This is a genomic window from Brevibacterium iodinum ATCC 49514 (assembly GCF_900169265.1).
Taxonomy (GTDB): domain Bacteria; phylum Actinomycetota; class Actinomycetes; order Actinomycetales; family Brevibacteriaceae; genus Brevibacterium; species Brevibacterium iodinum.
On record NZ_FXYX01000002.1, the window covers coordinates 136741 to 149729 of the forward strand.

A 12989-nucleotide genomic window follows, 5' to 3' on the forward strand; every position below is an offset into this window, starting at 1 on the left:
TGTCTGTCTTCCTCATCCGAGTGCGTCGAGTCCGGGCAGGGTCCTGCCTTCGAGATATTCGAGGCTGGCACCTCCGCCGGTGGAGATGTGGCCGAAGGCGTCATCGGCGAAGCCGAGGCTGCGCACGGCGGCTGCGGAATCGCCGCCGCCGACCACGGTCAGCCTCTGTCCCCCGCTGCTGCCTTCGTCTGCCAGGGCTTGGGCTACGGCTTTGGTGCCGGAGGCGAAGGCCGGGAACTCGAAGACGCCCATCGGCCCGTTCCAGAACACAGTGGTCGAGCCTGCGATGATCTCGGCATAGGCGCGAGCCGATTCGGGGCCGATGTCGAGGCCGAGGCCGTCGCCTCCGGCCGGAGTGTCTTCGAGTTCGGCGACGGGCCGTACCCAGTGCTCGGCGTCGGCGGCGAAGGAGGCGGCCATGACGATGTCCGTGGGCAGGACGATGCGTGCACCACCGGACCGGGAGCGTTCGAGGTAGCCCTTGACGTCGTCGATGCGGTCCTTCTCGACCAGGCTCGATCCGATGTCGTGGCCGAGTGCGGCGAGGAAGGTGAAGACCATTCCCCCGCCGATGAGCAGATTGTCGGCACGGTCGATGAGGTTGTCGATGACGCCGAGTTTGTCCGAGACCTTGGATCCGCCGAGGACGACGGTGAACGGTGGTTCGGGGTTGTTGAGCAGCCTGTCGCTGACCTCGACTTCGGCACGCACGAGTGAGCCGGCATAGTGCGGGAGGAGGCCGGCGATGTCGTAGACCGAAGCCTGTTTGCGGTGGACGACGCCGAATCCGTCGGAGACGAAATCGTCGGCCAGCGCTGCCAGCTGGGTGGCGAATTCCTGGCGCTCGGCATCGTCCTTCGCTGTCTCGCCGGGGTTGAAGCGCAGGTTCTCCAGCAGCAGCACGTCGCCGTCGGACAGGGCTGCGGCCTTCGTCTGCGCATCGTCACCGACGGTGTCGGCGGCGAAGGCGACCGGACGGCCGATGGCTTCGGCGAGTTCGGGGACGATCGGGGCCAGTGAGAACTGCGGATCCGGTTCTCCCTTCGGCCGGCCCAGATGCGACATCACGATGACCTTGGCTCCCGCCTCGGCGAGGGACCTGATCGTTCCGGCCGACGCCAGGATGCGACCGCGGTCGGTGATCGTGCCCTCGTCCATCGGCACGTTGAGATCGCTGCGGACGAGCACCGTGTGTCCGGCGAAGATGCCCGCATCGTCGAATGTCCTCATGAGTCCCTTTCGCTGAGAATGTAGCTGACCATGTCTTTGAGTCGGTTCGTGTATCCCCACTCGTTGTCGTACCAGGCCACGACCTTGATCTGGTCGCCCAGCACCATCGTGAGCTTGGAATCGACGATCGCCGAGGCGGTGGTGCCGACTATGTCGCTGGAGACGAGTTCGTCGGTGGAGAAGTCGAGGTAGGGCGATCCATCTGCTGCGGAGGCGAGGATCGCGTTGACCTCGTCGCGGTCGGCGCTCGTGGAGGTGGTGAAGGTGAAGTCGATGATCGATCCGGCGGGCACGGGCACACGCACGGCGAGTCCGTCGAGCTTGCCTTCGAGGTGGGGCATGACGCGGCCGACGGTGCGTGCGGCTCCAGTCGTGGTCGGCACGATGTTGACGGCGGCGGCTCGGGCGCGACGCAGGTCCCTGTGGGGTCCGTCGACGAGCATCTGGTCGCCTGTGTAGGCGTGAACGGTGTTGAGCAGACCGGATTCGACGCCGAGGGCATCGTCGAGCGCCTTGACCACGGTGGCCATGCAGTTCGTCGTGCACGAGGCGTTCGAGACGACGGAATGTTCGGACGGGTCGAAGGTGTCTTCGTTCACCCCCATGACGAGCGTCGCGTCGACGTCCTTACCGGGTGCGGAGAGCACGACGGTCTGCACGGTGCCGCCGAGGTGGGCCTCGGCCTGATCCTGCCGGGTGAAGCGTCCGGTGGATTCGACGACGAGTTCGACCTTGTGCGAACTCCAATCGATGGCGGACGGGTCGGCTTGGCTGGTCACCGCGATCTCTCGTCCGTCGACGATGATCGCCTCGTCGGCGGCGTCGACATCATGGTTGAAGCGAGGCCACACGGAGTCGTGGGAGAGCAGATGAGCCAGGGTCGTCGTATCGGTGAGATCGTTGATGGCCACGACCTCGAAATCAGCATCGGGTTCGAGGGACAGACGGAACAGGGCGCGGCCGATGCGGCCGAAGCCGTTGATGGCGATTCGTCTCATGCCTCGATCTTAGCGATCCTCGAGCATTTCCGGGGTCAGACTGGCTTCGGTGCCGGGAATTCCCAGTTCTTCCGCATGCTTGTCCGCTGTGGACAGCAGCCTGCGGATCCGGCCGGCCACTGCGTCTTTCGTCATCGGCGGGTCGGCGAGCTGACCGAGCTCTTCGAGGGACGCCTGTTTGTGGGTCACGCGAAGCTGACCGGCATACCGGAGGTGTTCGGGGACTTCGTCACCGAGGATCTCCAGGGCGCGTTCGACCCGGGCACCGGCGGCCACAGCGGCACGTGCCGAGCGACGCAGGTTCGCATCGTCGAAGTTCGCCAGGCGGTTCGCAGTCGCGCGGACCTCCCTGCGCATCCGCCGTTCCTCCCAGACCAGCACGGCGCTGTGGGAGCCCATGCGGGTGAGCAGCGCGGCGATGTCGTCGCCGTCGCGGATGACGACACGGTCGACTCCGCGGACCTCGCGAGCCTTCGCACTCAGTCCGAGCCGGCGCGCTGCGCCGACGAGGGCAAGAGCCGCCTCGGGGCCGGGGCAGGTGACTTCCAACGCCGAGGAGCGCCCCGGCTCGGTCAGTGAGCCATGGGCGAGGAAGGCTCCCCGCCAGGCGGCTTCGGCATCGGCGACGGAGCCGTTGACGATGGCCGAGGGCAGTCCGCGCACGGGACGGCCGCGGTTGTCGACGAGTCCGGTCTGGCGGGCCAGGGCTCCCCCGTCACGGGTGACGCGCAGCAGGTAGCGGTTGGTGCGGCGGATTCCGGCGGCGTTGATGACGACGATGTCGGCATGCTGACCGTAGAGATCCTTGATCTCCGCGCGCAGCCGTTTGGCGGCCTGGGCAGTGTCGAGTTCGGCTTCGAGAACGATCGAGCCGTTGACGAGGTGGAGGGCGGAGGAGAAGCGGAAGATCGAGGACACCTCGGCCTTGCGGGCGGAGGTGCGAGTGATCTTCACTCGCGCCAACTCGTCCTTGACCTGGGCGGTCAGTGCCATAGCTCGTCCTCCTGCACCTGAAGTTCTACCACTGCTCGGCGACGCCGATCCCGGCGTCCAACAACATGTCACGGTAGCATGCCGCCAGCTTGAGGCTGTCATGCTGTCCCTGCCTCCGTGAGCGCAGGGGACGTTCCCAGAGTTTCGCTCCGAACATGTCCTCGGCCCGCTGCGGCAGGTCGGGTTCGAGTTCGGTGGCCGCCTCGTCGACGAGGACATAATCCAAGGTCAGTGAGCGGGCATGACGGTGGAGGGAGACGAGGTGTTCGCCGAGGCTCAGGTCTTTCGTCTCACCGTCGGTGGAACTGAGATTGAGCGTGAGGGATTTCACCGCTGTCGAGGCCACGATCGCCTCGGCGAGCGACGGCACGAGCAGGTGCGGCATCACCGAGGTGTACCAGGAGCCGGGGCCGAGGTTGAGAACCTCGGCCTCCTCCACGGCTTCGATCGTCTCGTAGCGGGCCGGTGGAGCCGCCGGGTCGAGGCGCACGGTCTCGACGTGGCCGATCGTGGAGGCGAGCACGGACTGTCCGCGCACGACCTGGAAGGAGCCAGGGAACTTCACATCGGCTTCGATCGTCAGCGGCACCGAGGACATCGGGAGCACGCGACCGTGAGCGCGCAGCAGCCGGGCCATCCAGTCCAGGCCGGCCACATGGTCGCCGTGGATCTGCCACAGGGCTGCGATGAGCAGGTTGCCCACCGCGTGACCGTGCAGCTCACCTGTCGATTCGAAGCGGTGCTGGATGACATCACGCCAGGTCTGGCCCCACGTGCCGTCGTCGCAGAGTGCGGCCAGAGCCATCCGCAGATCGCCGGGAGGCAGTCCGCCGAGTTCGTCGCGCAGTCGTCCGGATGAGCCGCCGTCGTCGGCGACTGTGACGACCGCGGTGAGGTCTTCGGTGAGCAGACGGAATGCCCTCAGCGCCGCGTAGAGTCCGTGGCCTCCGCCGAACGAGACGATATTGGGACCGTCCTTCTGTGCGCCCGTGGAGATGACGGGCAGATCTTCGGTCTCCATGTCATTCTCTTCCCAGATCGCGGTGACGCACAGCCACTGGGATCCCGGTCTGGGCCGACAGCAGTCGTCCGACCCTTTCGCTGATCGCCACGGAGCGGTGTTTGCCGCCCGTGCAGCCGATTCCGATCATCGCGTAGCCGCGGCCTTCGTGCAGATATCCCTCGGCGACGGTAGACAGAGTCGCGGCATAGCGTTCGATGAATTCCTCGGCGCCGTTCTGCTCAAGGACGTAGGCTGCGACATCGGAGTCGAGTCCGTTGTGTCCGCGCAGATGGGGAATCCAGTACGGATTCGGCAGGAAGCGGACGTCGGCGACGTGGTCGGCGTCCTTGGGCAGGCCGTATTTGAATCCGAAGCTCATCACCGTCAGACGCAGCGGCGGGGTGTCGTCGTCGCTGAAGCGTTTGCGCACCTCCGCGGAGAGCTGGTGCACGTTGAGATCGGAGGTGTCGACGATGATATCGGCGCGGTGTTTGAGAGACTCGAGCTCGGCACGTTCGGCTTCGATGCCGTCGAGCAGGGTCCCCTCCCCCTGCAGAGGGTGGGGCCGCCTGGTCGATTCGAAACGTCGGACGAGGACTTCGTCGGAGGCGTCGAGGAATACGATGCGCAGGGACAGACCCTGATCGACGAAATCGCTGATCGTCTCCTGCAGTTCGGTGTATTTGGTGCGCCCTTTGGCGTCGATGACGACGGCGATCTTCGGCAAGGCGCCGTCGGCCCGGGCGACGAGCTCGACGAGCGGACGCATCATCTGCGGCGGCAGGTTGTCGACGACATACCAGTCCATGTCTTCGAGCACATTGGCCACGGTGGTACGACCCGCTCCGGACATTCCGGTGACGAGCACAACCTCGATGGGGTGGTCGGATCCGTTTGATTCGGCCTGCACGCTCACTCGTCCTCCTCTGCTCGTGCCCGATCGGTCGGTGGGCACTGTACCTCTCGGCACTACTCTAGGCCAGAATCGCAGAGCTCAGTCGGCCAGAGCGGTGACGATCTTCGCGGCGAGGGAGGGACCGATTCCCTTGACCTCGCAGATCTCCTCGGCGGTGGCAGCACGGACCTTCTTCACGGATCCGAAATGGCGCAGCAGAGCGGTGCGCTTCGACTCTCCGAGACCCGGAATGTCGTCGAGCACCGAACTCGTCATCGCCTTCGCACGTTTCGACCGGTGGTAGGTGATGGCGAAGCGGTGGGCCTCATCACGCAGGCGCTGCATGAGGAAGAGCCCTTCGGAGTTGCGTGGGAGGATGACCGGGAACGGATCGTCCGGAAGCCAGATCTCTTCGAGCCGTTTGGCCAGACCGACGACGGAGATGTCGACGATGCCGAGATCCGTCAGTGCGCGCGTCGCTGCCGCAACCTGCGGGCCGGCACCGTCGACGACGAGGAGGCTGGGTCGGTAGCCGAAGCGCTCATCGGGCTCCTCGGAGGTCGTCTGTTCGAGGTAGCGGCTGAAGCGACGGGAGACGACGTCGTACATCGAAGCCGTGTCGTCGGCCGCGGCTTCACCGTGGATGGCGAAGTGTCGGTAGTCGCGCTTCTTCGCCATTCCGTCTTCGAACACGACGAGGGAGGCGACGACGTTCGATCCCTGGGTATGGGAGATGTCGATGCATTCGATGCGCAGCGGTGCTTCCGGCAGGTCGAGGTGCTCCTGGATCTCCTTGAGAGCCTGGCTGCGGGTCGTCAGGTCGGACGAGCGTTTGAGCTTGTGCTGGATGAGCGCTTCCTTCGCGTTCTTCCCCACGGTGTCCAGGGCCGCCTTCTTCTCCCCGCGCTCGGGTACCCGCACGGTCACCCGCGAACCGCGCTGCTCGCTCAGCCAGGCCTCCAGGGATTCCAGATCCGCCGGAAGTGTGTCGACGAGGATCTCCTTCGGAATGGCATCGGCATCGAGTCCGGAGTATGCCTGTCGCAGGTAGTCGGTGGTCAGTTCCGCGGGAGTGTGATCATCGGAGCGTTCGATGATCCAGCCGCGTTGGCCGCGGATACGACCCTGGCGCACGTGGAAGACCTGGACGGAGGCTTCGAGCTCCTCGGTGACGAGGGCGAAGATATCGCAGTCGGCGCTCACCGATAGGACGACGGCGGATTTGTCGAGGACCTTCTGCAGGGCGGAGATCTCGTCGCGCAGACCGGCCGCGCGTTCGTAGTCGAGTTCGGCCGCGGCTTTGGCCATCTCCTTCTGCCGGTGGCTGATGAACCGTCCGGTGTTTCCGGACATGAAGTCGGAGATGCTGCGGGCCAAGTCCTTGTGATCGTCCTTGCTGATCTGACCGACGCAGGGAGCAGCGCATTTGTCGATATAGCCGAGCAGGCAGGGCCTGCCGCTGCGTTCGGCCCGCCGGTAGACCCCTGCTGTGCAGGTGCGCATCGGGAAGGCCTTGAGCAGCAGGTCGAGGGTGTCCTTGATCGCCCACACCTGAGCGAAGGGACCGAAGTACTTCACGCCCTTGCGTCGTTTTCCCCGGGTGATGAAGGCCCGAGGCACCTCGTCATTCATCGTGATCGCGAGGTAGGGGTAGGACTTGTCGTCGCGGAACATGACGTTGAACCGCGGGTTGAACTCATTGATCCACGTCCATTCGAGCTGCAGAGCTTCGACCTCGGTGTCGACGACGGTCCATTCCACCGAGTTCGCGGTGTGGACCATCGTCGAGGTGCGCGGGTGCAGCTGGGCAGGGTTGGCGAAGTACGAATTGAGTCGGTTGCGGAGGTTCTTCGCCTTTCCGACATAGATCACCCGCCGGTCGGGGTCACGGAATTTGTAGACCCCGGCCGATGTGGGGATCGACCCGGTGGCCGGACGGTAGGTGGATGGATCAGGCATTCGGATCAGGACTTGAGCATCGGCTTGAGGAACCGTCCGGTGTGCGATTCGGCCACCTCGGCGACCTCTTCGGGAGTGCCCTGGGCGATGATCTGCCCACCGCCGCGGCCGCCCTCGGGTCCGAGGTCGATGATGTGATCGGCATTGCCGATGACATCGAGGTTGTGTTCGATGACGATGACCGTATTGCCTTTGTCGACGAGTCCCTGGAGGACCATGAGCAGCTTCGAGATGTCCTCGAAGTGCAGACCGGTCGTCGGTTCGTCGAGCACGTAGACGGTGCGACCGCGGGAGCGCTTCTGCAGTTCGGCGGCGAGCTTGACACGCTGAGCCTCGCCGCCGGAGAGAGTCGTGGCCGGTTGGCCGAGTCGGACATAGCCGAGCCCCACCTCGACGAGGGTCTTGAGATGTCGCGAGATCGCGGGAATCGCGGCGAAGAAGTCGTTGGCCTCCTCGATGGGCATATCGAGGACCTCGGCGATGTTCTTCCCCTTGAACGTGACCTCCAGGGTCTCCCGGTTGTACCGGGCGCCCTGGCAGACCTCACAGGGGACGTAGACGTCGGGCAGGAAGTTCATCTCGATCTTGATCGTGCCGTCGCCGCTGCAGTTCTCGCAGCGTCCGCCCTTGACGTTGAAGGAGAATCGACCGGGCAGATAGCCGCGGACCTTCGCCGATTCGGTTTCGGCGAACAGTCGGCGCACATGGTCGAAGACGCCGGTGTAGGTCGCGGGATTCGACCGCGGCGTGCGACCGATCGGAGACTGGTCGACGTGGACGACCTTGTCGAGATGGTCCAGACCGGTCACGCGCTTGTGCCGTCCCGGCACCCGCGAGGCGCCGTTGAGGACGTTGGCCATCTGTGTGTAGAGGATCTCGTTGACCAGAGTCGATTTGCCCGAACCGGACACGCCGGTGACTGCGGTGAGCACACCGAGCGGGAAGGACACCGTGACGTCGCGCAGGTTGTTCTCCACGGCCTTCTCGACGGTGACCATCCGGTCCTTGTCGACGGAGCGGCGGGTCGGCGGGATCTGGATCGTTCGTCGGCCGGAGAGGTAGTCGCCGGTGATCGATCCCTCGGCATCCCTGAGGCCGGTGACGGGACCGGAATAGACGACCTCTCCCCCGTGCTCGCCGGCGCCGGGTCCGATATCGACGATCCAGTCGGCGGATTCGATGGTGTCCTCATCGTGTTCGACGACGATGAGGGTGTTGCCGAGATCCTTGAGCTTGTTGAGTGTTTCGATGAGTCGGCGGTTGTCTCGCTGGTGCAGTCCGATCGAGGGCTCGTCGAGGACGTAGAGGACGCCGACGAGGCCGGACCCGATCTGCGTGGCCAGGCGGATGCGCTGGGCCTCGCCGCCGGAGAGCGTACCGGCTGCCCGGTTGAGGCTGAGGTAGTCGAGGCCGACGTCGAGGAGGAACCCGAGCCGGGCGTTGATCTCCTTCATCACCTGCGCCGCCACGGCGGCATCGCGGGAGCTCAGCTCGAGGGAGCCGAGGAAGGAAGCTGCTTCATCGAGGGCGAGTTCGGAGACCTCGGCGATGGACCTGTCTCCGACCTTGACGGCGAGGATCTCCGGTTTGAGGCGCGTACCGTCACAGCTGGCACACGGGATCTCGCGCATATAGGACTCGTAGCGTTCCCTCGACCACTCGGATTCTGTTTCCTCGTGCTTGCGCTGAATGTATTGGTAGACGCCTTCGAAGCCCGTCGAGTACGTGCGTTCACGCCCGAAGCGGTTCTTGTACTTGACGTGGACCTTGTAGTCCTTGCCCGTGAGAATCGCGGTCTTCGCGGACTTCGGCAGCTTCTTCCACGGCGTCTTCATATCGAAGCCGAGTTCGTCGCCGAGCCCCTTGAGCAGACGGTTGAAGTACTTCGAGACCTGTTTGCCTCCCGACCAGGGGGCGATGGCGCCGGAGCCGAGGCTGAGGTCCTCGTCGGGGACGACGAGATCTTCGTCGACCTGCAGGCGCGTGCCGATCCCGTCGCAGGTGGGGCAGGCGCCGAAGGGCGAGTTGAAGGAGAACGAGCGCGGTTCGATCTCGTCGATCGTCAGCGGGTGCTCGTTCGGGCACGACATGTGCTCGGAGAAAGTGCGGGTCGTGCCTTCGTCGACGAGTTCGATGTCGATGCGTCCGTCGGCGAGCCCCAGGGCGGTCTCGACGGAGTCGGTCAGCCGCGGGCGCATTCCCGATTTGGCGACGAGGCGGTCGACGACCACGGAGATCGTGTGCTTGTACTGCTTCTCCAAGGTCGGCGGTTCGCTCAGGCTGATCTGCTCGCCGTCGACGATGGCCCTGGAGAAGCCCTTGGACTGCAGGTCGGCGAAGAGGTCGACGAATTCGCCCTTGCGGGACCGGACGACGGGAGCGAGGACGAGGAACTTCGTCCGTTCCTCGAGTTCGAGCAGCTGGTCGACGATCTGCTGCGGGGTCTGCTTCGTGATGACCTCACCGCAGACGGGGCAGTGCGGGATGCCGATCCGCGCCCACAGCAGGCGGAGGAAGTCATAGACCTCGGTGATCGTGCCGACGGTCGAACGCGGATTGCGCGATGTCGATTTCTGGTCGATCGACACCGCCGGGGACAGCCCTTCGATGAAGTCGACGTCGGGTTTGTCCATCTGCCCGAGGAACATCCGGGCATAGGAGGACAGGGATTCGACGTAGCGTCGCTGCCCCTCGGCGAAGATCGTGTCGAAGGCCAGCGAGGATTTGCCGGAACCGGACAAGCCGGTGAACACGACCATCGAATCGCGCGGCAGCGCGATCTCGACGTTCTTGAGATTGTGTGCTCGCGCTCCCTTGACCCACAGGGTGTCGAGATGGGAGACGCCTGTCACTTGCTCACCGTTATTGGTTTTCATCACCTGACCACTGTATTACTCGGCACTGACATTGCTGTATTCGCAGCGGTTTCCGGCAAATCTGCCGATCTCTCCGACGGAGAGGATGCGGAGCACGATATCTCCGGATTCGTCGCTGGCGGCCACGTCCACCTCGGCGTCGATGGCCCAGTCCCTGTTGTCGTCGGGATCGGCGAGGATCTGTCGGACGCTCCATGTGTCTGAACCGGGTGTGATGTCGATATATTCCCGACCGCGGGCCTTCTGGTCGACGATGAGCTCTCCGTATTCGTCGTAGAAGTCCTCGATCGCGTCTTCCCAGGCACGGGAGTCGAATCCGGATTCGGCGTCGAGGCGGCCGAGCTCCGTGTAGTTCGCACGTTCGGCCAGCAGAACTCGGTGGAACAGGGCATTGCGGACCTCTGCGGTGAACACCTTCGTGTTCTCGGAGAAGCGGCGGTCGAGTGCCGGCAGATCGTCGGGGGCTTCGGTGGGGTCGAGCCCCTGCAGGGTGCGCCATTCGTCGAGCAGCGACGAATCCGTCCGTGCGATGGTTTCACCACACCATTCGATGATGGTCTCGAGTTCCTCGGTCCGGTTCTCCGCGGGGACGTTGTGGAGCAGTGCGCGGTAGACGTCGGTGAGGTAGCGCAGCAGGCTGCCCTCGGCCCGGGCGAGACCGTAGTAACCGACGAACTGGGTGAAGCCCATGGCCTGCTCGAGCATGTCACGGACGACGGATTTGGGTTCGAAGCCGCCTCGGTGGAGCCAGGGATGGGTCTCGACGAAGTGGTCGAAGGCCGGGTCGAGCATCTCGGCCAGGGGTGCGGGGCTTTCGATCTCGTCGAGGATCGCCATGCGTTCGGCGTATTCGACGCCTTCTGCCTTGAGCTCGGCCAGGGTCTCTCCCTTGATCCGGTCGAGTTGGCCCTTCAGTATCTGGAACGGCACCGAGGTGGTCGCCTCGACGATGGATACGACGTCGAGGGCGTAGGTGTCGTCGTCCTCGTCGAGAAGCTCCAGTGCGGCGAGCACGAAGGGAGCCAGGGGCTGGTTGAGCGCGAACTGGGGGCCGAGGTCCTGGGTGGCGATGAGTTCGCTGCCGCGGACCTCGATGAGTCCGGCGTCGATGAGGGAGCGTCCGATGCTGATCGCGGTGAGTTTGAGGTCGAGCCGGCGTTCCCTTGTCTCATGCGTCTTGTCGATGAAGTCGCTGATGGTCGACACATCGGAGCCGGGACGGGCGACGAGGTTGAGGATCGTCGAGTGGTCGATCTTCATCCGCGGCCGCAGGGTCTCGGATTCGCCTTCGATGAGTTTTGCGAAGGTCTCTTCGGACCAGCCCACGAAGCCGACCGGAGCGGCCTTCTTCTTGACCTTCTTCTTTTTCTTCTTGTCATCGTTGGCCGCTTTGGCTTCTGCCTTGAGGTTGTCGATGACGTGTTCGGGGGCTTGGGCGATGACGTAGCCGCGGGTATCGAATCCGGCGCGGCCGGCACGTCCGGCGAGCTGTTGGAATTCGCGGACGCTGAGTCTGCGCATCTTCCGCCCGTCGAACTTCGTCAGTCCGGTCAGCAGCACGGAGCGGATGGGCACATTGATACCCACGCCGAGGGTGTCGGTGCCGGAGATGACGAGCAGCAGTCCCTTCAGCGCGAGCTGTTCGATGAGACGGCGGTACTTCGGCAGCATTCCGGCGTGGTGGACGCCGACGCCGTGCAGCAGCAGTTTGCGCAGGCTGGTCCCGAATCCCTTGCCGAAGGTGAAGCCCTTGATGGCTGCGGCGATCGCGGCCTTCTGTTCCTTGGAGGCGAGATCCACCGAGAGCAGGTTGGTGGCGAGGTCGATGGCACCGTTCTGAGAGTAGGAGACGACGTAGACCGGGGCTTTGTCGTTGCGGACGAGGCCGCGGAGAGTGTCCGAGAGCGTCTCCGTCGAATATTCGTAGTCGAGCGGGACCGGCCTGGTCGCCGAGGTGACCACGGAGGAGTCGCGTCCGGTCGTCTCCGTCATCGTCCGTCGGATGTCGGTGGTGTCGCCCAAGGTGGCGGACATGAGGACGAACTGGGTCTGCGGCATCTCGAGGAGGGGCACCTGCCAGGCCCACCCGCGGGAGGGGTCTGCGACGTAGTGGAATTCGTCCATGACGACCATTCCGGCGTCGAGCATTCCGCCTTCGCGCAGCGCCTGATTGGCCAGGATCTCCGCCGTGGCGCAGATGACGGTCGCCTCCGGGTTGACGGTGGAGTCGCCGGTGATCATCCCGACGTTCTCGGGGCCGAAGGCGTCGATGAGGGAGAAGAACTTCTCGCTCACCAGGGCCTTGAGCGGGGCCGTGTAGTACGACCGGATCCCGCGGGTGAAGGACTGGTAGAGAGCGAACAGAGCGACGAGTGACTTCCCCGATCCGGTCGGGGTCGCCATGATCGTATTGTCTCCGGCGAGGATCGTGAGGAACGCCTCGTCCTGAGCCGGGTAAGGCTCGACACCGATCTCTCGGCAGTATTCGCCGAAGGACTCATAGATCGTGTCGTCGTCAGCGAATTCCGCTGGGATCTCCTGCAATCTGGCCACGCTGATGCACAGACCTTTCCGATTAGACTGGTTCCATCCTATTGCTCGACACCGAGGAGTCACATATGCCGGTCTTCGCCGTCACCTACCACTATGGTCCCGATACGGATACGCGATTGGAACACCGCCCCGCGCATCGCCGCTGGCAGGCGGAGCTGAATGAGGCCGGGACGATCCTCGCCTCCGGCCCCTTGGACAACGATCCGCAGCCGGGAGGGCTGCTGATCCTCAACGCCGCCGACCGTGCGGAGGTCGAAGGCCACCTCGCCGCCGATCCCTATGCTTCCCTCGGTGTCATCGAGTCGACGGACATCCGCGAATGGACTCCCGTGTTCGGCCCCTTCGCCCAGGGCTGAGGGCCGCGCTGCCGGTCCGGGTCTGCCCGGACAGGGAAGACGCGAGCGGGGTCGTCCCGAGAGATCGAGACGGACCCCGCTCGTTCTGAGCCGACACGAAGGCGGTGCCGGCGCGACCGGGTTCGA

At 64.6% G+C, this 12989-nt stretch carries 9 protein-coding genes; 1 reads left to right on the top strand and 8 read right to left on the bottom strand.

All coding sequences use genetic code 11. The features are described 5' to 3' along the window. Positions 1-12 precede the first annotated feature (12 nt). The 8 genes from BI49514_RS03450 to BI49514_RS03485 all read right to left on the bottom strand — a co-directional run bounded on the left by BI49514_RS03450 (position 13) and on the right by BI49514_RS03485 (position 12507). Entirely contained in the window at positions 13-1230 is a 1218-nt protein-coding gene (locus BI49514_RS03450) for a phosphoglycerate kinase (RefSeq protein WP_101544304.1), read from the bottom strand. Then, complete coding sequence (gene gap, locus BI49514_RS03455) at positions 1227-2228, bottom strand: type I glyceraldehyde-3-phosphate dehydrogenase (protein ID WP_101544306.1); 1002 nt, start codon at positions 2226-2228, stop codon at positions 1227-1229. Before gap ends, BI49514_RS03450 begins: the two co-directional genes overlap by 4 nt. 9 nt (positions 2229-2237) lie before the next feature. Beyond that, positions 2238-3221 (bottom strand): DNA-binding protein WhiA, encoded by a 984-nt coding sequence (whiA, locus tag BI49514_RS03460; RefSeq protein ID WP_101544308.1) that lies wholly within the window; start codon positions 3219-3221, stop codon positions 2238-2240. Positions 3222-3246: 25 nt separating this feature from the next. Beyond that, positions 3247-4242, bottom strand: coding sequence for a gluconeogenesis factor YvcK family protein (locus tag BI49514_RS03465; RefSeq protein WP_101544310.1), 996 nt, complete (start codon positions 4240-4242; stop codon positions 3247-3249). 1 nt (position 4243) lies between these two features. Further along, positions 4244-5134, bottom strand: a complete 891-nt coding sequence (rapZ, locus tag BI49514_RS03470) for an RNase adapter RapZ (protein WP_420808575.1) — start codon at positions 5132-5134, stop codon at positions 4244-4246. An 84-nt stretch (positions 5135-5218) separates the two neighbouring features. Beyond that, positions 5219-7078 (bottom strand): excinuclease ABC subunit UvrC, encoded by a 1860-nt coding sequence (gene uvrC, locus BI49514_RS03475; RefSeq protein WP_101544315.1) that lies wholly within the window; start codon positions 7076-7078, stop codon positions 5219-5221. A gap of 5 nt (positions 7079-7083) precedes the next feature. Next, positions 7084-9954 carry an excinuclease ABC subunit UvrA gene (gene uvrA / locus BI49514_RS03480; RefSeq protein ID WP_101544317.1) on the bottom strand — a complete coding sequence of 957 codons (2871 nt, stop codon included), beginning with the start codon at positions 9952-9954 and terminating at the stop codon, positions 7084-7086. A 15-nt stretch (positions 9955-9969) separates the two neighbouring features. Beyond that, the gene (locus tag BI49514_RS03485; RefSeq protein WP_101544319.1) at positions 9970-12507 is read right to left on the bottom strand and encodes a DEAD/DEAH box helicase; all 2538 of its coding nucleotides are present in this window, start codon (positions 12505-12507) and stop codon (positions 9970-9972) included. Positions 12508-12572: 65 nt separating this feature from the next. On the opposite strand from BI49514_RS03485, the gene BI49514_RS03490 reads away from it, so the two are divergent. Beyond that, positions 12573-12863 carry a YciI family protein gene (locus BI49514_RS03490; protein ID WP_101544320.1) on the top strand — a complete coding sequence of 97 codons (291 nt, stop codon included), beginning with the start codon at positions 12573-12575 and terminating at the stop codon, positions 12861-12863. Positions 12864-12989 lie beyond the last annotated feature (126 nt).